This window comes from Rhizobium sp. MHM7A, assembly GCF_005862215.1.
GTDB classification, from domain to species: domain Bacteria; phylum Pseudomonadota; class Alphaproteobacteria; order Rhizobiales; family Rhizobiaceae; genus Rhizobium; species Rhizobium bangladeshense.
In genome coordinates this window covers 246,094-270,860 of the sequence record NZ_VCHT01000007.1, presented here as the reverse complement: position 1 = coordinate 270,860, position 24,767 = coordinate 246,094, and the positions used below count along the sequence as shown (strand labels likewise).

Annotated in this window: 21 protein-coding genes; 11 read left to right on the top strand and 10 right to left on the bottom strand. The window is 61.1% G+C overall.

All coding sequences use genetic code 11. The features are described from left to right. Positions 1-45 precede the first annotated feature (45 nt). Positions 46-1,533 (bottom strand): TRAP transporter large permease subunit, encoded by a 1,488-nt coding sequence (locus FFR93_RS23215; RefSeq protein WP_138394926.1) that lies wholly within the window; start codon positions 1,531-1,533, stop codon positions 46-48. Positions 1,534-1,553: 20 nt separating this feature from the next. Continuing rightward, positions 1,554-2,093 (bottom strand): TRAP transporter small permease subunit, encoded by a 540-nt coding sequence (locus FFR93_RS23210; protein ID WP_138394925.1) that lies wholly within the window; start codon positions 2,091-2,093, stop codon positions 1,554-1,556. Positions 2,094-2,419: 326 nt separating this feature from the next. Between FFR93_RS23210 and FFR93_RS23205 the strand changes: the two genes are divergently transcribed. The 6 genes from FFR93_RS23205 (at position 2,420) to FFR93_RS23180 (ending at position 9,213) form a co-directional block, all read left to right on the top strand. Further along, a complete protein-coding gene (locus tag FFR93_RS23205) occupies positions 2,420-4,723 on the top strand; it encodes an EAL domain-containing protein (RefSeq protein WP_138394924.1) in 2,304 nt (767 codons plus the stop codon). A gap of 147 nt (positions 4,724-4,870) precedes the next feature. Then, positions 4,871-5,623 (top strand): hypothetical protein, encoded by a 753-nt coding sequence (locus FFR93_RS23200; protein WP_064708684.1) that lies wholly within the window; start codon positions 4,871-4,873, stop codon positions 5,621-5,623. 215 nt (positions 5,624-5,838) lie between these two features. Continuing rightward, positions 5,839-6,063 carry an aa3-type cytochrome c oxidase subunit IV gene (locus FFR93_RS23195; protein WP_064708685.1) on the top strand — a complete coding sequence of 75 codons (225 nt, stop codon included), beginning with the start codon at positions 5,839-5,841 and terminating at the stop codon, positions 6,061-6,063. A 202-nt stretch (positions 6,064-6,265) separates the two neighbouring features. After that, positions 6,266-7,414 (top strand): Re/Si-specific NAD(P)(+) transhydrogenase subunit alpha, encoded by a 1,149-nt coding sequence (locus tag FFR93_RS23190; protein WP_138394923.1) that lies wholly within the window; start codon positions 6,266-6,268, stop codon positions 7,412-7,414. Continuing rightward, complete coding sequence (locus FFR93_RS23185) at positions 7,414-7,812, top strand: proton-translocating transhydrogenase family protein (protein ID WP_064708687.1); 399 nt, start codon at positions 7,414-7,416, stop codon at positions 7,810-7,812. The genes FFR93_RS23190 and FFR93_RS23185 overlap by 1 nt, the downstream gene beginning before the upstream one ends. A gap of 6 nt (positions 7,813-7,818) precedes the next feature. Beyond that, entirely contained in the window at positions 7,819-9,213 is a 1,395-nt protein-coding gene (locus tag FFR93_RS23180) for an NAD(P)(+) transhydrogenase (Re/Si-specific) subunit beta (protein WP_064708688.1), read from the top strand. A gap of 33 nt (positions 9,214-9,246) precedes the next feature. Here FFR93_RS23180 and FFR93_RS23175 read toward each other — a convergent pair whose 3' ends face one another. From FFR93_RS23175 to FFR93_RS23150, 6 genes are all read right to left on the bottom strand, one after another. Continuing rightward, the gene (locus tag FFR93_RS23175; protein ID WP_064708689.1) at positions 9,247-9,729 is read right to left on the bottom strand and encodes a DUF992 domain-containing protein; all 483 of its coding nucleotides are present in this window, start codon (positions 9,727-9,729) and stop codon (positions 9,247-9,249) included. Positions 9,730-9,788: 59 nt separating this feature from the next. Continuing rightward, complete coding sequence (locus tag FFR93_RS23170) at positions 9,789-11,441, bottom strand: sensor histidine kinase (protein ID WP_064708690.1); 1,653 nt, start codon at positions 11,439-11,441, stop codon at positions 9,789-9,791. Then, entirely contained in the window at positions 11,438-11,671 is a 234-nt protein-coding gene (locus FFR93_RS23165; RefSeq protein ID WP_138394922.1) for a hypothetical protein, read from the bottom strand. Before FFR93_RS23165 ends, FFR93_RS23170 begins: the two co-directional genes overlap by 4 nt. A gap of 193 nt (positions 11,672-11,864) precedes the next feature. Further along, positions 11,865-12,731 (bottom strand): tetratricopeptide repeat protein, encoded by an 867-nt coding sequence (locus FFR93_RS23160; protein ID WP_138394921.1) that lies wholly within the window; start codon positions 12,729-12,731, stop codon positions 11,865-11,867. A gap of 134 nt (positions 12,732-12,865) precedes the next feature. Further along, positions 12,866-13,078: a 30S ribosomal protein S21 gene (gene rpsU / locus FFR93_RS23155; protein WP_003585885.1), complete on the bottom strand. Its 213-nt coding sequence runs from the start codon at positions 13,076-13,078 to the stop codon at positions 12,866-12,868. 156 nt (positions 13,079-13,234) lie between these two features. Next, on the bottom strand, positions 13,235-14,878 hold the full coding sequence (locus FFR93_RS23150; RefSeq protein ID WP_138394920.1) for an adenylate/guanylate cyclase domain-containing protein: 1,644 nt from the start codon (positions 14,876-14,878) through the stop codon (positions 13,235-13,237). A gap of 190 nt (positions 14,879-15,068) precedes the next feature. Here FFR93_RS23150 and FFR93_RS23145 point away from each other — a divergent pair, with 190 nt between their 5' ends. Continuing rightward, complete coding sequence (locus tag FFR93_RS23145) at positions 15,069-17,240, top strand: adenylate/guanylate cyclase domain-containing protein (RefSeq protein WP_138394919.1); 2,172 nt, start codon at positions 15,069-15,071, stop codon at positions 17,238-17,240. Between the two features lie 5 nt (positions 17,241-17,245). Here FFR93_RS23145 and FFR93_RS23140 read toward each other — a convergent pair whose 3' ends face one another. Next, positions 17,246-18,265: a FecR domain-containing protein gene (locus tag FFR93_RS23140; protein WP_138394918.1), complete on the bottom strand. Its 1,020-nt coding sequence runs from the start codon at positions 18,263-18,265 to the stop codon at positions 17,246-17,248. A gap of 284 nt (positions 18,266-18,549) precedes the next feature. Here FFR93_RS23140 and FFR93_RS23135 point away from each other — a divergent pair, with 284 nt between their 5' ends. The 4 genes from FFR93_RS23135 to FFR93_RS23120 all read left to right on the top strand — a co-directional run bounded on the left by FFR93_RS23135 (position 18,550) and on the right by FFR93_RS23120 (position 23,785). Further along, positions 18,550-19,803 carry a sarcosine oxidase subunit beta family protein gene (locus FFR93_RS23135; protein ID WP_138394917.1) on the top strand — a complete coding sequence of 418 codons (1,254 nt, stop codon included), beginning with the start codon at positions 18,550-18,552 and terminating at the stop codon, positions 19,801-19,803. A 109-nt stretch (positions 19,804-19,912) separates the two neighbouring features. Further along, entirely contained in the window at positions 19,913-20,254 is a 342-nt protein-coding gene (locus tag FFR93_RS23130; protein WP_138394916.1) for a sarcosine oxidase subunit delta, read from the top strand. Then, a complete protein-coding gene (locus tag FFR93_RS23125; protein WP_138394915.1) occupies positions 20,251-23,244 on the top strand; it encodes a sarcosine oxidase subunit alpha in 2,994 nt (997 codons plus the stop codon). Before FFR93_RS23130 ends, FFR93_RS23125 begins: the two co-directional genes overlap by 4 nt. Further along, a complete protein-coding gene (locus FFR93_RS23120; protein WP_138394914.1) occupies positions 23,237-23,785 on the top strand; it encodes a sarcosine oxidase subunit gamma in 549 nt (182 codons plus the stop codon). The genes FFR93_RS23125 and FFR93_RS23120 overlap by 8 nt, the downstream gene beginning before the upstream one ends. Before the next feature lie 49 nt (positions 23,786-23,834). On the opposite strand, the gene FFR93_RS23115 is transcribed toward FFR93_RS23120, so the two are convergent. Continuing rightward, positions 23,835-24,728 carry a LysR family transcriptional regulator gene (locus FFR93_RS23115; RefSeq protein ID WP_138394913.1) on the bottom strand — a complete coding sequence of 298 codons (894 nt, stop codon included), beginning with the start codon at positions 24,726-24,728 and terminating at the stop codon, positions 23,835-23,837. Positions 24,729-24,767: the final 39 nt, after the last annotated feature.

Here is a 24,767-nt window from a genome sequence, read left to right as displayed (position 1 = left end):
TGACAAAACCCCCGGATTTCGGTCCGGGGGTTTTCTTTTTCCGTGTTATTTGCCGGGCGCCGGCGCTCCGGGCAGGCCGTTCAGCGGCGGCAGGCTGAGGCCTGGAATCTGAGGCGAGCCGTTGCCGCCGCCCACCGGCGGCAGGCCGAGTTGACCGCCGAAGCCCGGCACTTCGATCTTGATGGAGCTCGGATCCACCTTCGGGCTGCGGTCCAGCCAATAGGTGACCGATTGCGGCCAGAAGATCACGATCGCCACCAGGATCAACTGCATGCCGACCCACGGGAGGGCGCCCATGTAAATATCCGAAGTCTTGACCTCCTTGCCGGCGATCGAGCGGAGGTAGAAGAGCGCAAAGCCGAACGGCGGGTGCATGAAGCTGGTCTGCATGTTGACGCAGATCAGCACGCCGAACCAGATCAGGTCGATGCCGAGACTGGAGGCGACGGGGGCGAGCATCGGGATGACGATGAAGGCAATCTCGAAGAAATCGAGAAAGAAAGCGAGCACGAAGATGAAAATGTTGACGAAGATCAGGAAACCGACCGGGCCGCCGGGGATGCCGGACAGCATGTGCTCGATCCAGCGCGAACCATCCATGCCCTGGAAGACCAGGCTGAAACAGGTGGAGCCGACCAGGATCATCACGACCATTGATGTAATATGGGTGGTCGACGTCATCGCCTCGCGGATCAGCGGCCAGGTGAGGCGGCGATGCAAGGCGGCGAGCGCCATGGCGCCGACGACACCGAGGGCGCCGGCTTCCGTCGGCGTCGCAAGTCCCATGAAGATCGTGCCAAGCACGAGGAAGATCAGCACGATCGAGGGCACCATGCCCATCAGCACCTTGGCGAGCAGCGCCCAGTCAAGGTCGCCGCGTATCTCCTTCGGCAGGGGCGGCATCGATTTCGGCCGGACGATCGACATCACCAGAATGAAGAGGACGAAGATCGCCACCTGCAGGATCGAGGGGCCGATGGCGCCGAGATACATGTCGCCGACCGATCGGCCGAGTTGGTCGGCGAGAACGACGAGCACCAGCGAGGGCGGGATCACCTGTGTAATGGTGCCGGAGGCGGCGATGACGCCGGTGGCAAGGCGAGGGCTGTAACCGTAGCGCAGCATGATCGGCAGCGAGATCACCCCCATGGTGATCACCGAGGCCGCCACCGTGCCGGTGATGGCGCCGAGCACTGCGCCGACGAGGATGACAGCATAGGCGAGGCCACCGGGAATGCCACCGAAGAGCTTGCCCGTGCCTTCGAGCAGATCCTCGGCAAGCCCGCAACGTTCCAATACGGCTCCCATGAAGGTGAAGAAGGGAATGGCCAGCAAAAGGTCATTGGAGACGATGCCGAAAAAGCGCAGAGGCAGTGCTTGCAGAAAGGCTTCGCTGAAATGACCAGTGATGATGCCGATGATGCCGAAGAACAAGCCGACGGCAGCGAGCGAAAAGGCGACCGGAAAGCCGTAGAGCATGAAGATGACCATGCCGAGGAACATGGCCGGCGGAATGTAGCCGAAATCAAACAAATCCGTTCCTCCCGGGAGCGCTACTGCAGCGGCTTTTCGTATTTGGTGTCGATGCTGATGTGGCCGGTGAGGGCAGCGATCCGCTTGATCAGTTCCGAGATGCCCTGAAGAGAGAGCAACGCGAAGCCGGCGACGAGGATCAGCTTGACGGGCCAGCGGATCAGCCCGCCGGCATTACCCGAAATTTCCCCCTGCCGGTAGGAAAGAGCGAAGAAGGGCCAGCAGAGCCAGGTGAGAAAGATGCAGACGGGGATGAGGAACAGAATCAGGCCGACGACATCGATCCAGATCTTTGCCTTGTCGGAGACAGCGCCATAGATCAGGTCAACGCGGACATGCTCGTTATTGTTCAGCGCATGCGAAGCACCGAGCATGACAACGAAGGCGAAGAGATACCACTGGATCTCAAGCCAGCCGTTCGAACTGTAGTTGAAGGCGTAGCGGACGATGGCGTTTCCGGCGCTGATCAGACAGCAAAACAGCACCATATATTCGGAAAGTTTACCCATGATCCGACTGATCGAATCGATCAACCGGCTTGCTGTCAAAAGTGCCGACATTCGTTTCCCTTGTTCTTGTTCTGCCGTTTTTCGGCAGCTTTCCCTCTTTGGAATCGGTGTAGACCAGGGCCTTTGAAATTGGAAGGACAAATGCCTGGCGTTGGAGCATAGTCTAAGGCGCAGAGGGCGGCCGGCACGGTCTTTCGATGTTTTCACAACCAAAGCGCGGATGAATATTTTCCAATTCTCGCCGGAAGGCTGCATAATCTCGCGTAAGGTGCGGAGTTCATCCTGCAGTTTTAGAAAATTTGACCAAATGTTTGGTTCGGTTGAAATCAATTTTTAAAGGGTTGGGCTTAGAATCCCCGCGCACAGGGAAAGTGTGGATGAAGCCAGATAACCCGAACAGGGTCCCTATAGATGTGTATTTGTCGTTTGTGAGCTCCCTTTCCGGGAACCGCATGACGCTTCTTGCCGGCGTGATCGTCCATGTAGCGACATGCCTCGCCGTTGCTGCCAAGACGCAATATTCCATCTACATCCTGTTGTCGCTCGCCTTCCTTCTGGTCTTCAGCGCCCGCATGGCCATCTTCCGGCAGTTCGATCGCGTCAACAAGGAACGCCTGTCGCGCGCCGACATTGAGCGCTGGGAGCGGATCCTCGTCGCCGGTGCTGCCTGCACCACCGCTCTTCTTGGCTTTGCCAGCGGCTACGCGATCTTCGTCGTGCATGATTCCTTTGCGGAGCTTGCCTGCATTTCCGTCACCATGGCGACCATGGTTTCGGTCGTCGGCCGAAATTACGGGTCGCGCCTTGCGGTCGATCTTCAGACATTCTCCTGCTGCCTGCCGATGATCGTCTGCAGCCTGTTGGCAATGGATTTCTACCGCGGCCTGCTGTCGATCTTCCTCATTCCCTTCTGGCTGACGACCAGGGCCATGGCGAACGGCGTGCGCGAGTTTCTTTACGAGAACGTCATCGCCCGCCGGGAAGTCACCGTTATCGCCGACCGTTTCGATACCGCGCTCAACAACATGCCGCATGGCCTGGTGATGGTCGATGCCGAAAACCGTATTCAGGTCGTCAACCGGAAGGCCTGCGAGCTATTGAAAATCGGTGCGCCGGAGCGGCTGAAGGACCGTGATCTCGGCGCCGTGCTGCGTTATGGCGCACGTTACAGCTTCATGGACGCTTCGCAGCCGGAGCTCATCCTGCGCCAGCTCACCCAGGTTGCCGAAGGAAACCTGTCGCGCACGCTCATCCATTTCCCCGAGGGACTCTCGCTTGAATTCTCAGCCAGCCGAAGGGCCGACGGCGGCGCCGTGCTGATCTTCGAAGATGTTTCGAGCCGGGTGAAGGCGGAGCAGAAGATCATGCACATGGTCCGCTTTGACGCGCTGACCGGCCTGCCGAACCGCGAATATTTCGGCCAGTTGGTGCAGGAATATCTGGCCAGGCACCCGCGGAAGTCAGGGCCACTCGGTTTCATGGTCCTCGATATCGACGAGTTCAAACATGTCAACGACATGCGTGGACACGTCACTGGCGACCATCTGCTTTGCGCAATTGCCGCCCGCATCAAACAGGTCTGTGGCAACGCTATCCTCGGCCGGCTGATGGGAGATCAGTTCATCCTGTTCTTCCCGCATGCGAGGGAGCCGGCCTCGCTCGATCTTGAGATCCGTCGCGTACATGCCGCGATCCAGGGCCATTACGAGGTCGACGAGCTGACCTTTCTCGTTTCGCTCAGCGCGGGGTACGCGACATTCGAAAGCACGGCCTTTGCGTTGGATGAATGGAGCGTAAAGGCGGATCTCGCGCTCTTCGAGAGCAAGTCGCGCTTTCGGGGCGGCATATCAGGCTTCGAGCGCGAGATGGATGGGCGCTACATCGAGCAGCAAAAGCTGAAGGCGGACCTGCGTGAAGCGGTCGCAGCGCAGGCGCTGCATCTCGTCTTCCAACCGATGTTCCGGGCCGACGGGTCGCGGATCGAATGCGCAGAGGCGCTGGCTCGCTGGGTGCATCCGACGAAAGGCGCGATTCCGCCCGACGTCTTCATCAAGCTCGCCGAGGATATGGGCATCATCTCCGACATCACCCGTTTCGTGCTGTTCAAGGCCTGCAACGAATGCATGACCTGGCCGGAGCACATCGCCGTCTCAGTCAACCTCTCGGCGCGAGATCTGCGCGATGCCGACATCCTGCAGGTGGTTGCCGATGCGCTTGCCCATTCCGGGCTCGACGCGGGGCGGCTGCACCTCGAGATCACCGAAAGCTGCTTGATCGACGAGCCGCAGGCGGTGCGCGCCATCCTGGCTGAGCTCAGAGCCCGTGGCATAACCATCGCGATCGACGATTTCGGCACCGGCTTCTCCAGCCTCAGCTATCTCGACACGCTGCCGCTCGACATCGTCAAGATCGACCGCTCCTTCGTACGCAATATCGTCGAGGATACCCGTCGCCTCAAGCTCCTGCGCGGCACGGTCAATCTAGCGCGCGAACTCGGCCTCAAAATCGTCATCGAGGGCGTCGAAACCGATGAGCAGCTGGCGCTGCTCAACAAGCACCGCAGCACCGATCTCGTGCAGGGCTACGTGTTTTCGCCGCCGGTGCCTTCCCAGAATATCACCCTGTTGCAGCAGGGCGTCGGTCGCCGCAGCGTCCAGCGTCGTCGCAACAAGGTCGCCTGAGAGCTCCGCAGCGGCCGCTCTTTCCCCAAACAGTTCGCCGCGCGTCCGTTAACCTTAATAGTTTATATACGGCCCGAATTATCGGATTTCCTTGCCTAAATCTCGCTGGCGTATGATTAATGATCCGTTAACGAGCGGATCAAGAAAATGTCAGAGACACTGTTCAAGCGAAGTGATTTCAGCGCGAAAATTTTGGAAATATTGGATCATGTCGAATATCGCCGCGTCGAAAGCAGTGAGGACATGGAGCAGGTGGAACGCCTGCGCTACAAGGCTTATAAGGCTCATGACGTGCTGGCGCTCGCCCCGAAGGGGCTGCTTGACGACAGCGATTTCGACAGCCACGCCTATATTTTCGGCCTGTACTATTATGGTGAACTGATCAGTACAATCCGGGTTCATTATGTGACACCGGAGCATCGCCTCAGCCAGTCCGGCGGCGCTTTTCCCGAGGCGATGGACGAGCTTCTGGATTCCGGGCTGACCTTGATCGATCCGGCGCGTTTTGCAGCCGATCCGGAACTCACTGCCGACCTGCCATGGGTCCCCTATCTGACGTTGAGACCCACAATCGTCGCGGCCGCCTATTTCCGTGCGGATCGAGTTCTTCAGTTTGTCCGGCCGCCCCATGCGGCTTTCTACAAGCGGGTCTTCTATGCCGATACGGTCGTTCCCGGGCGGCTGGCGAAGAATTATGGAATCGACATGACCCTGATGGCGACGAATGTGATCGAGGTCGGACGCAAGCTGTTGACGCGCTATCCCTTCTTCATCTCCAGCGCCAGTGAGCAGCGCATGATGTTTTCGCGCAATCCCAACGACACACTGCCGCCGCTGACCATCATTCCGACGGCGCGCTTCGTGCCGCAAGGCGAACTCGGCACAGACCTGCCGCTCTAGCTTCTCCTGTCCTCCAAATGGGGGAGAAGATAGGGGCGATGACGCGACCGCCGCCGCACTCTTTTTCCACGCGGAAGAAGGTGGTTGGAAGCGCGGCTGCGGCATTCTCATGCATTGCGCTTTCGCCTGTCATTGTGTAATTCCTGCTGCCAGGGACTTCCCTCGGCGTAAGGGGGAATCAAGCAGCGCAAAAGCATTTCAGGGAGACGATATTTATGGCCGAACATCATACCGGACCGGTCGAGACCGGCGCGCCGATGGATTACAAGGAACATGAGCAGACCTACAACATGTTCGTTGCCGGCACGAAATACGGCACGATGCTTCTCATCGTTCTCCTGCTGGCTATGACCGCCGGTTTCTTCGGCGGCGCTGGCCTCCTTGGCGGTCTCTTCGTCTTCATCATTCTTCTCGCCGCCGGCATCTTCCTGGTCCGCTGATCGCGGCTGGCGCATCGCCGGAAAGTCGGAATCGATTTTCGGAGAGCGCGATGCTCGATCCAAAGAGTTCGAGCGTCTGTGCGTCCGGGAGGACGCGAGACGCTCTAAGGGGAGGGGAGGCTTCTCCGAAGCTTTGAGAATTAGGTGCTTGGCCTGCGCAGGCGAGCCTGCGGCGGTCTGGCTGACCCGGAGGAGGGGGCAGTTGGGCAATATTGTTTTCGTTTCTAGGGAAATCACGGACGGGGAGACGCGTGTCGCAGCCTCAGCCGAGACCGTGAAGAAGATGAAGAGTTTCGGCTTCGATGTCGTCGTTGAAGCCGGCGCGGGTGCGGCTTCGCGTATTCCGGATGGCGAGTTCGAGGCAGCCGGCGCCAGGATCGGCAGCTTTACCGACGCTGCCGCGGCCGACGTGGTGCTGAAGGTGCGCCGCCCGAGCCTATCGGAGCTCTCGGGTTATAAGAACGGCGCCGCCGTCATCGCGATCATGGACCCCTACGGCAATGACGAGGCGATCGCCGCACTCGCAGGTGCCGGGCTTTCGGCCTTCGCGATGGAGCTGATGCCGCGCATCACCCGCGCTCAGTCGATGGACGTGCTCTCCTCCCAGGCTAATCTTGCCGGTTACCAGGCCGTCATCGAGGCTGCGGCGGTTTATGACCGCGCCATGCCGATGATGATGACGGCGGCAGGCACCGTGCCGGCTGCCAAAGTCTTCGTCATGGGCGCCGGTGTTGCCGGTCTTCAGGCAATCGCCACAGCCCGTCGCCTCGGTGCTGCGGTCTCGGCCACTGACGTCCGTCCGGCCGCCAGGGAACAGGTCGCCTCGCTCGGCGCCAAGTTCATCGCCGTGGAGGACGACGAGTTCAAGGCGGCGGAAACGGCGGGCGGCTACGCCAAGGAAATGTCGGCCGACTATCAGGCCAAGCAGGCTGCCCTGGTGGCCGAACACATCGCCAAGCAGGATATCGTCATCACCACCGCTCTCATTCCCGGCCGGCCGGCGCCGCGGCTCGTGTCGCGCGCCATGCTTTCTTCGATGAAGCCGGGTGCGGTCGCCGTCGACCTCGCAGTCGAGCGCGGCGGCAATATCGAGGGCGTTGTTGCCGGCGAGGTCGCCGATGTCGAAGGCGTGTGCGTGATCGGCTTCGCCAATATGCCCGGCCGGGTCGCGGCCAGCGCCTCGGCGCTCTACGCCAAGAACCTCGTCACCTTCCTCGAGACGATGGTCAACAAGGAAAGCCGGAGCGTCGTCGTCAACCTAGATGACGAGCTCGTCAGGGCGACGATGCTGACCTATGCCGGCGATGTGGTTCATCCCGCCTTCGGCGGCGTGAAGAAGGGAGACATATGATGGCCAGTGAAGCGATGGACAGAGCGCTGGAGCAACTGAACGACGCGGTTGCGGCCGTCGCCACTGCAGCCGCGCATGCCCCGGAGGCGGCAAGCGCTGCGACCGGCGGGGCGATCGATCCTTTCGTCTTCCAGCTCGCGATCTTCGTCTTGTCGATCTTCGTCGGCTATTACGTCGTTTGGTCGGTGACGCCGGCGCTGCATACGCCGCTGATGGCCGTCACCAATGCGATCTCCTCCGTCATCGTCGTCGGCGCACTTCTGGCGGTCGGCATCTCCACAAGCGGGCTTGCGACCGGTTTCGGTTTCGTCGCCCTGGTGCTCGTTTCGGTCAACATCTTCGGCGGCTTCCTCGTCACGCAGCGAATGCTTTCGATGTACCGCAAGAAGGACCGGTGAGGATCGATGACCAATATCGCAGCCTTCCTCTACCTCGTCTCCGGCGTGCTGTTCATCTTGGCGTTGCGCGGTCTTTCGCATCCAGCCACGAGCCGCAAGGGCAATCTTTACGGCATGGTCGGCATGGGGATCGCCATCCTGACGACGCTGGTGCTGGCGACGCCGAGCGTCGGCGGTTTCGTGCTGATCGTCCTCGGCCTTGCCATCGGCGGCAGCGTCGGCGCCTATGTCGCCCGCACCATCGCCATGACTTCGATGCCGCAGCTCGTCGCCGGCTTCCATTCGCTGGTCGGCCTTGCCGCCGTGCTGGTCGCGGCTTCCGCGCTCTATACGCCTGCCTCGTTCGGCATCGGCGAGATCGGCCATATCCATACCGAGGCGCGCATCGAGATGGCGCTCGGTGTGGCGATCGGGGCACTCACCTTCACGGGCTCGATCGTCGCCTTCCTGAAGCTCGACGGGCGCATGTCCGGCAAGCCGATCCTGCTGCCCTACCGGCATCTGATCAATGCCGCCCTGCTGGCGCTGATCGTGCTCTTCATCGTCGGGCTTGCCATGACCGAAAGCCATGTCGATTTCTGGGCCGTCGTGGCGCTGTCGCTGGTGCTCGGCGTCCTGCTGATCGTGCCGATCGGCGGCGCCGACATGCCGGTCGTCGTTTCGATGCTGAATTCTTATTCGGGCTGGGCCGCGGCTGGCATCGGCTTCACTCTCGGCAATCTGGCGCTGATCATCACCGGTGCCCTCGTCGGTTCCTCCGGCGCCATCCTCTCCTACATCATGTGCAAGGGCATGAATCGCTCTTTCATCTCCGTCATCCTCGGCGGTTTCGGCGGTGAGACTGTGTCGGGCGGGGCCGACACATCGGACAGGACGGTCAAGCTCGGCTCGGCGGAAGATGCCGCCTATCTGATGGTGAATGCGTCGAAGGTCATCATCGTGCCGGGATACGGCATGGCGGTCGCCCAGGCCCAGCATGCGCTGCGTGAACTCGCCGATAATCTGAAGAAGAACGGTGTTGAGGTCAGATATGCGATCCACCCGGTCGCAGGCCGCATGCCGGGCCATATGAACGTGCTGCTCGCCGAAGCCAATGTTCCCTATGATGAGGTCTTCGAGCTCGAGGACATCAATTCAGAATTCGCCCAGGCCGACGTCGCCTATGTCATCGGTGCCAATGACGTTACCAATCCGGCGGCGCGCGATGACAAGACCTCGCCGATCTACGGCATGCCGATCCTCGACGTCGACCGGGCCAAGACCTGCCTCTTCGTCAAGCGTTCGCTTGGCTCGGGCTATGCTGGCATCGACAACACGCTGTTCTACAAGGACGGCACGATGATGCTGCTCGGCGACGCCAAGAAAATGACCGAGGATATCAACAAGGCGATCGGTCACTGAGCCTGATGCAGCTGCCCTTCTGGCCGGCTTTTCTCATATCTCGCCCGGGACCAGGGTCAGCTTCTCGACGCCGACAGCCAGGTTCAGCCCTTCCTGGGCCTGAACATTCAGCGGCTGCAGCATGAAGGCCTTATTGGTGCCGCCGGCGATCACCTTGGCGCCGGCACCGGCACCGAGACTCGCATCGGCGCCGATGCCGTAATATTCGCCGGCGAGGGCGAACTCAGGCATGTCCGTGCCGGTCTTTGCCAACACCTGCCAGATCATCACGCTCTTGCCGGTCTGGCCGAGGTCAATGCCGAATTTCTCTATCTTACCGGCATAGACCGCCTTGGCGCCGCCGGCCGCCGGCGTATAGGTGCAGATGAGGTTCTTCTGCGAGGTGATGATCAGACCCTGACCGCCATCCGATCCGCAGACCAGACGGCCAAGCGTCACATAACTTTCGGCGTTCGCCGAGCTTGCCCAGGCGGCGGCCGCCAGAGCCGCGGCGGCGATCATCGTTTGCTTGAACATGGTCCTTCTCCTTGGGAACGACCTGTTCGAAACGGGTTGAACTGGCGATTGTTCCTGGCTTATTCCCGCTCCAGCGCGGCGCGCTGGGCCGTCAGCACCCATAAGAGGCCCTCCGGTCGGAAATCGACCTGCACCGTGCCACGGAAGGCGGAGGCGGCATGCGCCTTGATGACCGTCGTGCCGAAGCCCGAGCGTGACGGCTCTGTTACCGGCGGGCCGCCGCGCTCCTCCCATTTGAAGCGGAGCAGGGCATCCGGCTTGTCTTCTTCCCTGACATCGTGCCACTCGAAGCGGACGCGGCCTTGCGGGACGGAGAGCGCACCATATTTCACCGAATTAGTCGCGAGCTCATGCAGGGCAAGGCCGAGGTTCTGCACCGCATCCGGCTTCAGGATGAAATCTTCGCCCGTGATTTCGATCTGCTCGCGCGATTGCGGGAAGGCCTGCAGATGGATGTCGACGACCCGCCGAAGCGACACGCCTCCCCATTGCTCGCTGGTCAGGAGCTCGATCGAACGCACCAGTCCCTCAAGGCGGTCGGCGACGGCGGCCTGAAAGGTTTCGACGCTGTCGGCTTGCTTGGCGAGTTGGCGCATCATGGCCTGCGCAAGTGTGAGAAGGTTCTTGGTGCGGTGGACAAGTTCATGCATGACGAAGCGCAGCCGGTCCTCGGTCTGGCTGCGATCGAAAGAGGCGTTCGAAAGAGCGATCGCCACCTGGTTCGCCTCGATGACGCTCGTTTCGACGGGTGAGACAATGTGGCCTTCGCCCATTCGGTTCGCCATGTCGGCGATCTCGCGGATCGTGGTGCGGACCTGTCTCGCGACCGCATAGGCGGCTAATACTGCGACGAGCACGAGTGCAACGCCTCCGATGATGAGGAAACGCCAGGTGCTGAGAATCGAGGCCTGCGCCACCGGCCCCCAGATTACCGTCTTCCACGACCAGCCCGGAATTTGCGCATAACCAAGAAGCATGTGCGGCAGGATCGTCTTATCCTCGAAGACGCCCCGGGGAAGCCTAAGCGCCGGCAGGATGCGCGGATCGAATGCAGTGCCGGGCTCGAGGGCGGCGGGACCGGCGGCAACGACCACGTGACCGCTTTGATCGATAACGGCGGCCGACCAGCCGGGGGCAAGACCCTGGGTCGTCACAAGCCTTCCGAGATCCTTGGCATCCTGAGTGATAATGAGAGCGGCGACTGGGTCGTTCTCTCTTGGGAGAGTGACGTTATAGACCCATCCGTCGCTGGTTCTGCCGCGAAAAACATCGGACGCCTCGATGCGACCGGATTTTAAGGCGGCATCGAGGGCGGCGATGTTTGCCGTTTTTCCGAGCGGCGTGCCGAAGGCCCGGCGTGTGTTCAGCAGCTGCTGGCCGGTGCGGTCGACGGCGAGGACGTAGAGCGTATTGTTCCGCAGAGCCGTTTCCGTGCGCTCGTGGAAGGAGGCGAGATCTCCGTTTTCGAGTTCCGGAGAGCTCGACAGCAGTCGCAGCGTCGTCGCCATGTCCTGAAGCTGGCGATCGATGATGCGCGAAAGGGCGAGCGCGTCCTGCGCCGTCTCGCGCTTCAGCGTCGAGCGCTGGTTGTCCTCCAGCTGCAGCAGAAGCAGCGCTACGAAGGCGAAAATCGGCAGCGCTATCGCCACCGCCATGGCAACAAGATACGTGCCTATCGAAGCTTTGGGAAAAAACAGTGCGACGATCTTCATTGATTGCGCCACACCGCCTGCGCCATTTCATAATACTTCAAATCGGAATCGATGAGCGTCTTGAAAGACGGGCGGCGCTGTCGTGCGCGCTGCCCACAATGGTTTTCGCCTGCGGTCAGGAAAGCAAAGATCCACATCTCTCGCAAACCGCCCTCAACATGTTTCGCGCAGCCCGATAGCGGGCTATCGAAGCAGCCCATGTTAGGGGGAGCAAAAGCAGGTTGCAACATAGTATGACATGCCATCGAAGACGGCGGCGGTTTTTCCGCCTCTCTTTTCAAAGCGATGCTGCCGCGTTCATGACGGCTCGCTTACGCTGCACAGGCATCGGGCCGATCATTGGTCCGGCGGCTCTGCCGGAGATTTTGTTGCAATGCCGGCGTCCTGGGGGCTTCCGAGGTCCGGCCGCCCCAATTCACATCTTTAGCCGGCTGGAACGCCGACTCGGGCGAGACCGTCGCGGGCCGGCTGGTATTTCGGATCGAGTCCAATCGCGTGGCGATAGGAGCGGGCGGCCTTTGCCTTGTCGCCGCGGCGTTCGTAGACGAGCGCTTGATTGGCCCAGGATTCGGCGATGTTGCCGTTGAGCTCGATCGCATGATTGAAATCGGCAAACGCGTTGTCGTCATCATTCAGCGCGAAGTAGGAGACGCCGCGGCCATTGTAGGGCTCGGGTGAATTCGGCGCGAGCGATATGGCTTTCGAGAAATCGTCGATTGCCTTATCCTGCTGATTGCGCTTCTGGTAGATCAGGCCACGATTGTGATAGGCGCGGCCATCAGTCGTGCCGAGCTGGATCGCCTTGCTGAAATCGTTGAAAGCCGCATCGTCCTGGCCAGCCATGCGATAGACATTGCCGCGGCCGATATAGGCGACGTCGTAGCTCGGATTGATCTGCAGGGCGGCATTGTAGTCGGCAATCGCCTGCTGCTGCTGGCCCATGTTGCGGTAGACCAGGGCGCGGTTGGCATAGGCCTGGAAGAAGCGCGGGTTGATCTGCAATGCCGTGTTGAAATCGTTCAACGCCTGGCGGAACTGGCCGCCGCGGCCATAGGCGGAACCACGGACATTATACCCTTCGGGATCCCTCGGATTGGCGTTGATGACCGCCGTCAGCGATGCAATATTCTCTTCCGAACCTTGTGCCTTGTCGATGCGGATTACGGCATCGGTGGTATTGGTCGTCTCGCAGCCGGCGAGACCGACCATGGCGGCCAGCGTCAAAGCCGGCAGGAATGCGGTTTTCTGAAAGCGCCATGCGCGGGACGGATTGAAGGTGGTATCAGCCATTCGGGCTCGCTTTCCCCATGCGGCATATCCGATATTTGGATATGCGATCTTCAGCGGCAAACTAAAAAGGCGGCGGCGAACCCATCGCCCCCGCCACAATGCATCTGAAAACGTCGAAAAAACGACGGCAACGCTTAGCGTGCGACCAGACCTTCGCGCTGGGCGCGCTTGCGGGCCAGCTTGCGAACGCGGCGAACAGCCTCGGCCTTTTCGCGAGCGCGCTTCTGCGACGGCTTCTCGTAGTAGTCGCGCATCTTCATTTCGCGGAAAATGCCTTCGCGCTGCATCTTCTTCTTGAGAGCGCGGAGAGCCTGATCGACATTGTTATCGCGGACAAGTACCTGCACGAGAATCACGTTCCTTTGGTTTGGTTGATGCCAGAGGCAGCGCAGCGCCAGGGGCAAAAATATAACGTTCGCGCGGCCGCAGCCTTGCGATTGGTGATGCGGGATAGCAGATCGAGTAGGCGAAGTCCAGACGGATGTGGAAGGCGGGCGGAAAAATCACGCCTCGCCTGATATCCGGTTGCGCGCCATAGTCTCGGGCAGGGCTTCATCAAGTACTGCGATCGCCTCCTTGAGAGCCGTCCTGACCCGAAGACGGTCAGCCGGTTCCAGCCGGCCCATGTCCAGATGCAGGTCGAGGCCCGAGAGATGCTCGCTGAGAACGCGGCTCTTGTGATCGGCGCCGAGCTTCAGCCCGTCCACGGCATAGGGCACGACTTCGCGCTGTATGCCCTTCATGGTGATCGGCGGCAAGGGATGGGCATCGACGATCTCGTTCACCAGCGCATAGGTTTCGTAGCTGATGACGATTTCCCCGCCCTGGGCGATCGATTGCAGTCGGGCCGCCAGATTGGCCTCGGCGCCGATGATCGTATAGTCCATACGGTCGCTGCTGCCGAAATTGCCGACGTTGCAATAGCCGCTGTTGATTCCCATACGCACCACGAAGGGTTCTTCCGTGCCGTTCCTGCGCCATCTGTCCTTAAGCTCGCCGAGACGGCGCTGCATGTCGACCGCCATGCGCAGGCATGCCTTCGCATCCTCTTCCGGCCCCTTCGTTTCGGGATCGCCGAAGAAGACCAGCATCGCGTCGCCGATGAACTTGTCCACCGTGCCGCCATGCTGTAGCGCGATGTTCGACATTTCGGTCAGGTATTCGTTGAGCATTTCCGTCAGGGCTTCCGGCTGCAGGCGCTCAGTGGTCGCCGTAAAATCCTTGATGTCTGAGAAGAAGATCGTCAGACGCTTACGCTCGGTATGGACGACGACGTCCTTCTGCCCGCTGAAAATGCTCTTGTAGATCTGTGGCGAGAGATAGCGCGAAATTTTCAGGGAAATGCTGGCGAGGAACTCATTCGCCGCTTCCAGATCCTGATTGGCGCCGTGGATCGCGCGCGTCTGCTGCCGCTGGAGAAGGATGAAGCTGACGCCGATGACGGCGACGAACAGGAAATAACAGAGCAGGTATTTGAAGGCGAAGACGTTGCTGGCATAGGGCTGGCGGATGACAACTTCCTGTATGCCGCGCACATCGCCGACCTTCCAATCGGTTTTTGGGCTTTCGGGATGAGTATTGTGGCAGGCGACACAGGCCTGGCCCATTACCACCGGGGTGATGAACCGCAAGGTGTCGGTTAACCCGACGCGGGTAAGGTCGTTCAGCGCTTGCTGCGGATTGGCGCGCAGGGCGGCGAGCGCCTTTCTCTCGAAGTCGTCGAGCTCGTGGGATGCGCGGCTCTTGAAGGGAAGGTCGGAAACGAAGCGGTAGGTGATATTGGCCTGCTGCTCCTTGATAACGTCTCCGAGCTCCAGGGAAAGGGTTGCCGGCAGCGGGATGGCGCCTGGAATATTGGCATAGTTATGGGAAACGACCGTGCCTGAGGTCGCACCGCTCGCGTGTGCGGCCAGAACACGCCCCACGACATTCGTCGAATAATAAGAGCGGATGCTTGAAATCAGCGAGCTCATGTCTCGCGCCTGACGCCGCAGGGTATTGCCCGAGAGATCGCTGATATCGAGCCAGACGGCCAACGGCAGTCCCCCGAGCATTGCCAGCACGACGACAATAAGCCAGTAGCCGCTCCGACGCGCGGCGGATTCGGAAATCACGGGCGACCCCTCGTTCTTTTTGCGGAAAAGCATCCGATTTGCAGCCGCTAGAAGAACATTTCGCTGCCCGCCCGGCAAGATCGATGCCTTGTCATTCGGGCAAAAGCCCGGCTGAAAATTGGAGTTATCTGCGAATGGCATTCAGAATGAAAGCGGCGTAGCCTGTCCGTCGGCAGTTGCGGGCCCGATCGGCCGGCCGTGGGAGGGGACAGCCGGTGAGATCATGACGCGCGTGCAGCAAATCGGTGTCGTTATCGGTCTGGCGATCGTGGCTCTGCTCACGATTCTGCGGGCTGGCGATCCCGGAATTTTCAAGCTGATCCGCGGCGTGACATTTGACGAGTATCAGCGGCTGGTTCCGCGGACCTTCGAGCCGATGCCAGTCCGCGTCATCGACATTGATGAGGCCTCGTTGCGCGAATTCGGGCAATGGCCTTGGCCAAGGGACCGGCTGGCCCTCCTCGTGGACCGGCTTTCGGAGATGGGTGCCGCGGCCATCGCCTTCGACGTTCTCTTCTCCGAGCCGGATCGGTTGTCGCCGCGCAACATCGTCCGGGAGGTCATTGGTATCGATCCTTCGATTGCCGAAAAGCTGCCCGACAATGACGAGATATTCGCCCGCTCGATCGCCGAAAAGCCGGTCGTGCTCGGCTTCGGCCTCTCCAACGAGGGCAGTTACCGGCCGCCCGTCAAGGCGGGCTTCGCATTCACGGGCGAAAGCCCCGTCTCGGCTCCGCCCCATCTCGGCGCCTCGACGCCGCTCAGACCGCACCTGGAAACCAATGCGGCGGGGCTCGGCCATATCAGCCTCAACCCCGGAAACCCTTCGCCGGTGGTGCGGGCAGTTCCGCTGTTCCTAACCGACGGAGAACAGCTCTATCCCAATCTCGCGGTCGAGGCGCTGCGCGTCGCACAGGGCGCCTCGACCTACGTACTATCCGGCGCTCCCGACCACGCCGGTATTATGACATCGGCTAAGATCGGCGACTTCGTCGTCCCGCTGACGGCGGCTGGCGAACTCTGGCTTTATGTCACTCCCGACCGGGCCGAGCGGTATATCTCCGTCCGGCAGGTGCTTGCGCCGGGAGGCGTCTCCACCGAGACGGCAGCGGCCATCAACGGGAGCATTCTCTTCGTCGGCACATCGGCAGCTGGCTTGCAGGACATCCGCGTTACCGCGCTCGGCGAGAACGTTCCCGGGGTTTCGCTGCATGCGCAGGCGGCCGAGCAGATCCTCTCCGGCCAATTCCTGTCTCGGCCCGACTGGGCGGACGGGCTTGAAATCCTTGTCATCGCGGTGCTCGGATGCCTGCTCGTCGTGGTGACGACCTTCGTCAGCCCCGCCGTCGCGCTGGTCTGCGGCCTGCTGATCACCGCAATGGCGCTGGTGGCGTCGTGGCTCTCTTTTCTCTATGCGGGGCTTCTCTTCGATCCGCTGGCCCCGATCGTCAGCGGATCGATCACCCATTTTGCCGCGACCTCCTTCAAGATCCTCGTGATCGACCGAGAGCGGCGTGAGGTGCGGCGCGCCTTCGGGCATTATCTTTCTCCGTCGTTGCTCCACCGCATCGAGCATAATCGTGACGCATTGCGTCTTGGCGGCGACGACCGCGAGCTGACGGTCATGTTCGTCGATGTCAGGAACTTCACCGAGATGAGCGAGCGGCTGGCGCCGACCGATGTCGTCGCCTTCCTGAATACGCTGCTGGACGCGCTGAGCCGCCATGTCGTGGCTAATGAAGGCACGCTCGACAAGTTCATCGGCGATTCGATCATGGCTTTCTGGAATGCGCCCGTCGATGTGGCGGATCACGAAACCAAGGCGGTTCGCACAGCGCTGGCCATGCGCGAGACACTCGCCGAACTGAACGCCGGCGACGCCTTCGGCTTCGGGCCTGATCAGGAGGTCGGCATCGGCATCGGTATCCATACCGGCCTTGCCTGCGTCGGCAACATGGGCGCCAAGACCCGCTTCAACTATTCGGCCGTCGGAGACGCCGTCAACGTTGCTGCCCGCATCGAGTCATCCTGCAAGGAGGTCGGCTTCGATATCCTCATTTCCGACAGTACAGCACGGTCAGTGCAGGGAATGGCACTGATCGAAGCCGGCGCGCTCCCGCTCAAGGGGAAGAGCAACCGGACACAGATCCTGGCCGTGGTCGGCGACGAGCGCGTCGCCGCGTCCCCGGAATTTGCGGCTCTTGAGGTCGTTCACAGGCAGTTGATGCAGGCCCTGCAATCGCATTCGCGGAACAGCCGCAAGCTTATCGGTACGGCAAAGGTCAGAGCGGTGCAGGTGATCGGCGGTTTGGCGGAATTCTACCAGCGTATATCCGGCCGGGCCGATCATTTTCGCGAAGTGCCGGAGGGGATCGAAAACAGCGCAGCCGACTGATCGCCTCAGCGGCCGCGATTGAAACTCCGACTCCTGTCGTGGCTAAGGTCGCTGTCGCGATCATGATCACGATTGTGATCGCGATATCCATGACGGTCGCGGTCGTGTCCGCGATGATCCTCGCCATGATTCCCGGGCTTGCCGTCATCGTCATGCCGGCCATGGCCATCATGCTTGTCGTGCCGATCGGGCTTGTGGTGATGCGGCTTGTCGTGATGCGGCTTCTCATGATCAGGCTTGTCAGGCTTGGCCGGCCGCTCCTTTTGCGGCTCGGCCTGTCTCTGCGGCGGATCCTGCCTTTGGGGGGTGGGCGCAATCGCGGGCGGAGGGCGCGTTCTGTCTTTTCTCTCTGGTGCAACGGAGGCCATATTGCAGCCTCCGAGCATACCGATGCCGCCCACAAGCCGCTGGTTGCCGGAGAGGAAGGGTAGGGCGCGGGAAGTTCCGAGCTTATCGAGAACGCTGGGGTCGACCCGGCGGGCCGGCGACATATCACCGTTCGGCTTGGCGACCACGCAATCGCAGCGCTGCTGCAACTGCCGGCACCCGCCGGGGCCGCAGAAACTGGCCGCGCCGTTCAAGAGGACGACGGCGGTGGTGCCGTCGGGGCCGACGTAAAAATCGAATGCAGTCCCGCGCACGCCGATCGTGCCTGCCGGCGTCAGGATTTGATAGGCCGAGGATTTGGAATTGCCGCTGACCCACCGGAAGGTCCCCTTGGCGGCCTTGATGGTGAGTTTCTTGACCGATTGAGAGTCGTCGAAAACATACTTGTCAATAACGACGGACGAACCCCAGCCGACCGCAAGTTTGGTGCCGTCCCTAAACAGAAACTGGCCGAGCCCCGACTGGGATGTTTTTATGCGTTCGTCACGGTGAACGCTTGTGTTGACTTCAATTGGGCCGGCTTGTCCCGTTACCTCAGTCTTGATGAGGACAGCCTGGCCAACCGGCTCGGCGGCGGCTAGGTGGGCGCTGCCGAGCACAGTAAAAAGCGTCTGGAATAATAAACGCCGCCCCCGCATGATACACCAACCCCGCAACCGGGCGAAATTAACACTTTGGTAACTGCTTGTCTTTTCACCCTCTTGGGTTAGGCCGACCCTGCCGCCGGGTGGAAAGTCATCTTGCATGGCATGATTGGGAAGCGGCGCTCGGCACCATCGAAAAATTGCGCAGTTTTCGACATGATGTCGTTCAGTGTCAAAAGCGAAGCTCTCGCGCGTCGCAAAAGAGCCGTTGTGCCGCATTTGGATTTGCGATTTGTATGGGCGCGAGAACAGCCCTTGCCGGAAGGAGAACAAGGCAGATGCGGAAATATTCGGTTTTTGCCGTGGCGCGAGAGGCCCTTCGCGGCCACCGAGGTTGGGAGAAGCAGTGGACTTCGCCGGATCCCCGCGCCGAATACGACGTCGTCATCATCGGCGCGGGTGGGCACGGCCTCGGAGCCGCCTATTATCTCGCCAAGGAGCACGGCATCACCAATGTAGCAGTGATCGAGAAAGGCTGGCTCGGCGGCGGCAATACAGGGCGCAACACCACCATCATCCGTTCGAATTATCTCTATGAAGAGAGCATGCACATCTACGAGCATTCGATGAAGCTCTGGGAAGGGCTTTCGCAGGAGCTCAACTACAATGTGATGTATTCGCCGCGCGGCGTGATGATGCTCTCGCACAATATTCACGACCAGCAGTCCTTCAAGCGGCATATCCATGCCAACCGGCTCTACGGCATCGACAATGAATGGCTGACACCGGAGCAGGCGAAGGCCTATTGTCCGCCGCTCGATATCTCCGCCAGTGCGCGCTATCCGATCAATGGCGCAGCGCTGCAGCGGCGCGGCGGCACCGCGCGGCATGATGCGGTAGCCTGGGGATATGCGCGGGCCGCCTCCGATCGTGGCGTGCACATCATCCAGAACTGCGAAGTGACCGGCATCCGGCGCGGTCCGGACGGACGGGTGATCGGGGTCGAGACCTCGCGCGGCTTTATCGGTGCCAAAAAAGTCGGCGTGTCGGCCGCGGGCCATACGTCAACAATCATGAAGATGGCGGATGTGCGCGTGCCGTTGCAATCGAGTCCGCTGCAGGCGCTGGTCTCCGAGCCGCTGAAGCCGATCTTCCCCTGCGTAGTCATGTCGAACACTGTGCATGCCTATATCTCCCAGTCCGACAAGGGCGAGCTCGTCATCGGCGCCGGCACCGACCAGTACAATTCCTATTCCCAGACGGGCGGGCTGCAGATCATCACGCATACGCTCGACGCCATCTGCGAGCTCTTCCCGATGTTCCGGCGCGTCAAGATGATGCGGCAATGGGGCGGCATCGTCGACAATACGCCGGACCGTTCGGCAATCCAGTCGAAGACGCCGGTCCCCGGCCTGTACGTCAATTGCGGCTGGGGCACCGGCGGCTTCAAGGCGACGCCGGGTTCGGCCAATCTCTTCGCGCATTTGATCGCCCGCGATGAACCGCACAAGTTCAGCGCCGGCCTGACGCTGGAGCGCTTCCGCAGCGGCCGGCTGATCGATGAAGCGGCGGCTGCGGCGGTGGCGCACTGATAATGAACACTTCCGCTCGTATGCTCGCTCCTTTGGTCGCTTACCCCCTCACCCGCCTTTCAGGCACCTTCTCCCAGCTCGGGAGAAGGGGAGGAGAAGGAAATCCCACATGCTGCTGATCCATTGCCCTTACTGCCAAGAAGAGCGCTCCGAGCTCGAATTCCGCGGCGCGGGTGACGCACATATCGCGCGGCCCACCAATATCGCTTCGATCTCGGACGAAGAGTTCGAAGAGTATTTCTTTCTGCGCGAGAACCCGAAAGGACTGATCTTCGAACGCTGGCGGCATATTCACGGCTGCGGCCGCTTCTTCAACGCGGCGCGCGATACGGTGAGCGACAAGTTCATCATGACCTACAAGGCGGGTGAGCCGAAGCCGCGGATCGGTGCCGAGGCCGAACAGCATAGCCCTGTCGAGACATATGAAGCCGTGGAAGGAGAGGCGCAATGAGCGGTGCTAATCGTATCGCCGGGAAGGGGCGCCTGACGCCGGCCAAGACTGCGCGTTTCAGCTTCGACGGCAAGGGCTATACGGCGCTGGAAGGCGATACCGTCGCCTCGGCGCTGATCGCCAACGGCATTCATCTCGTCGGCCGGTCGTTCAAATATCACCGTGCTCGCGGCATTCTGTCGGCAGGGGCCGAGGAGCCGAACGCGCTGATCGACGTTGCTCGGGATACGGCGCGCAAGCAGCCGAACGTGCGCGCCACGGTGCAGGAAGTCTTCGACGGCATGATCGTCCAGTCGCAGAATCGCTGGCCTTCGCTCGCCTATGATGTCGGTGCGGTCAACAATCTGATGTCGCCGTTCTTCGCCGCCGGTTTCTACTACAAGACCTTCATGTGGCCGCGTTCCGCCTGGAAACATGTCTACGAACCGTTCATCCGCCGTGCCGCCGGCCTCGGCGTCGCACCGACGGAAGAGGATCCAGATCATTATGCCAGCCGCTACGCCCATTGCGACGTGCTGGTGGTCGGCGCCGGAGTGGCCGGGCTTTCGGCGGCGCTGGCCGCGGCCGAGACCGGCGCGAAGGTGATCCTCTGCGACGAGCAGGCGGAAGCAGGCGGGGCGCTGCGCTACGATGCGGGGGTGAGGATCGACGGGCAGGATGGTTACACCTGGGCGCAGAAAGCCGTGGCGCGGCTGAAGGCAACCGATAATGTCAAGGTGCTCACCCGCACGACCGCCTTCGGCTACTACAACCACAATTTCGTCGGACTTGCCGAACGCGTCACCGATCATATCGCCAAACCATCGAGCGATCTGCCGCGCGAGCGGCTGTGGCAGGTCCGGGCCAAGCGGGTGATCCTCGCCACCGGCGCGATCGAGCGGCATATGGTGTTTCCGAACAACGACCGCCCAGGCATCATGCTGGCTTCGGCGGGGCGGATGTATCTCAATCATTACGGTGTCGCCGTCGGAACCAATATCGGCATCTACACGGCACATGATTCCGCCTATGAAGCGGCTTTCGATCTGAAGCGGGCCGGTGTCTCGATCGCCGCCATCGTCGATTGCAGGCAGGCGCCGGGAGCGGCGGTGCTGGCGGAGGCGCGTACGCTCGGTATCGACGTTCTCACCGGCCAGTCGGTCATTAATACTGCAGGGCGGCTGCGCATCTCGTCGATGACGGTAGCGCGCAACGGCGGCGGCTCGCCCCGCAAGATCGCGGTCGATGCGCTGCTGGTTTCGGCCGGCTGGACACCGTCCGTGCATCTCTTCTCGCAGTCGCGCGGCAAGGTGGCCTTTGAAGCGGAAAGCCAGCGCTTCCTGCCCGGCACCTATGCGCAGGACTGCCTTTCGGTCGGCGCCTGCAACGGCACTGACGACCTGCAGCGGACTGTCGAGGAATCGCTTGCCGCCGGCGAACTGATGGCGCGGGCCACCGGCAGAAGCGGCGGCGGTAAGATCACGATTTCGGCCGAGCAGCCCTATGACTGGACAGGCGGCATGATTGGCGCCGCCGAAGGCGCCGGGCCGAAGACAAATGCCAAGGCCTTCATCGATTTCCAGCACGACGTCTGCGCCAAGGATATTCGCCTGGCCGTGCGCGAGGGCATGCATTCGATCGAGCATATCAAGCGCTTTACGACCAACGGCATGGCCTCGGACCAGGGCAAGCTTTCCAACATGCATGGCTTGGCGATTGCCGCCGAAATGCTAGGCAAGGAAATTCCGAGGGTCGGTCTCACCACTTTCCGTGCGCCCTACACGCCGGTGACCTATGGTACGCTGATCGGCCATTCGCGCGGAAAGCTGTTCGATCCCACCCGCAAGACGCCGCTGCACGAGTGGGAAGAAGCCCAAGGCGCTGTTTTCGAGGATGTCGGCAACTGGAAGCGCGCCTGGTTCTACCCGCGCTCGGGCGAGAACATGCATCAGGCCGTCGCCCGGGAATGCCGGACGGCCCGCGAATCGGCAGGTATCTTCGATGCCTCGACGCTCGGCAAGATCGAAGTGGTAGGGCCGGATGCGGCGAAATTCCTCAATCTCATCTACACCAATGCCTGGGACACGCTGAAGCCCGGCAAGGTTCGCTACGGCATCATGACGCGCGAGGACGGCTTCGTTTATGACGATGGCGTCGTCGGTCGCCTGGCGGAGGACCGTTTCCATGTGACGACGACGACAGGCGGAGCGCCGCGTGTTCTCCACCATATGGAAGACTACCTGCAGACGGAATTTCCCGATCTGAAGGTGTGGCTGACCTCAGTGACCGAGCAATGGGCCGTCATCGCCGTGCAGGGGCCGAAGGCGCGCGAGATCGTCGCGCCGCTGGTCGAGGGCGTCGACCTTTCCAACGAGGCCTTCCCGCATATGAGCGTTGCCGAGTGCACGGTCTGCGGCGTGCCGGCGCGACTGTTCCGCGTTTCCTTCACAGGTGAAATCGGCTTCGAAATCAACGTGCCGGCCGATTACGGCCAGTCGGTGCTCGAAGCGGTCTGGGCCAATGCCGAACCGCTCGGGGCTTGCGTCTACGGCACCGAGACCATGCACGTTCTTCGCGCCGAGAAGGGCTATATCATCGTCGGTCAGGACACGGACGGGACCGTGACCCCTGACGATGCGGGCGTTGCCTGGGCGGTTTCGAAGAAGAAGAAGGACTTCGTCGGCATTCGCGGACTGCAGCGGCCGGACCTCGTCAAGGAGGGGCGCAAGCAACTTGTCGGCCTTGTCACCAAGGATCCGAAGCTGGTGCTCGAAGAAGGCGCGCAGATCGTCGCGAGCCCGAACGAGCCGAAGCCGATGACGATGCTCGGCCACGTCACATCGTCCTATTGGTCCGAAAATTGCGGCAGGTCGATCGCCTTCGCGCTGGTCGCCGGCGGCCGGGCGCGGATGGGCGAGACGCTTTATGTGCCGATGCCGGACCGGACGATTGCCGTCGAAGTGACGGATCTGGTGTTCTTTGACAAGGAAGGGGGCCGCATCCATGGCTGATGTCGCAATTCGCAAGCCGGCGCTGGCCGGCCGTCTCGGCGGTTCCGCCACCGTGCGCCTGACGGTTGCGCCCGCCGCGAGCCGCGTGGCATTGCGCGCGCCGACAGGGTCGCTCAAAGCACTTTCTTTGGCTCTCGGCCTGTCTGTGCCGACCACTCCGAAAACGTCCGGCCACGCCGGTGCGCGCTCGGCGCTCTGGATCGGGCCGGACGAGTGGCTGTTGATCGACGAGGCGGGCGGCGATCTGATGGCGGCGTGTTCCAGCGCCGGCGCGCTGCATTCGGCGACCGACGTTTCCCACCGCAATGTGGCGGTCATCGTTTCGGGACCGGGTGCGGAGGCCACGCTTGCGGCCGGCTGCCCGCAGGATCTGTCGCTTTCTTCCTTTCCGGTCGGCGCTGCCTCGCGCACCATCTTCGGCAAGGCGGAGATCGTGCTTCTCCGCACGGAAGAGGACACGTTCCGGGTGGAGTGCTGGAGGTCGTTTTCCGATTACGTCTTCGGACTGTTGGCCGAGGCGGCGGAAGATGCCGAGCATTGAGGCTTTCAAGACCGGCTGCTTAGTCTAGCGGCTGAACAGCGAGCAACGGTTACGTGTCCGAGAGCCTGATACTGCGGGCGTGGTGAAGGACTTCATGGACAACCGCGTCACTCTCGGCGGCGCGTGAAACGACATGAAAGATGATCGGTTGTACAGGGATATCGGCAAACACGCGCCTTAGAGAATCGTCATCGAGCTGTGGGCGGATCATTGGGGCAGGCAACAGCGCGAACCCATCACCTTGGGATACTATATCGACTATAGCTCGAACATTATTGCAATAATTGATCGCTCGGCGTCTGACCGGCAGCCTTTCAACGGCGCTCCGCATGATCTCATAGATCGGCGAGTGGCTAGGGAGGGACCACAGGGGGAAGCCTTCGTCGTCTTGCGCCTGCTCAAGTCTGTTCGCCACATCCGCGGCCGCCACCCAAATCAGTTCCACAGGGCCAATCGGAGTGGCGACAAGGGCTGGGTGAACCACTAGGCTAGCAGCGAATGCGATATCGATCTTTCCGGCAACAAGGCTTTGAATAAGTTGAGCGGTCAACTGAATATCGATCTCGAACGTAAGGTCGTGCCATCGACGCTTCATATTAGCGACGAACTGTGGCAAGCACGTCGCCGCCGCGATTTCGCCGGATCCAATGCGAACTATCCCCCGAATTTGGTCGAAGCCGGCACTTCGAAGAAGTGCAGCCTGCAGTTGGTCCCATATTGGGGTGTACTCACGAACAAGCTCTCGCCCCGCGGGCGTTAAGGCCATTGTACGACCATTCCTCCGGAACAGTTTCGCCGACAATCTCTCTTCAAGCTCACTAATACGCGCAGAGATAGCAGGCTGGGTTGTATTCAATCGCTCGGCAGCTGCCGCAAATGTGCCAAGTCGCGCTATCCAGACTAGCGATTCAAGATGATAAAGAGAAATTCGATTGATAGACATCTGTTATTATTAAACGAAAAAACAAATAATTGGAATTGA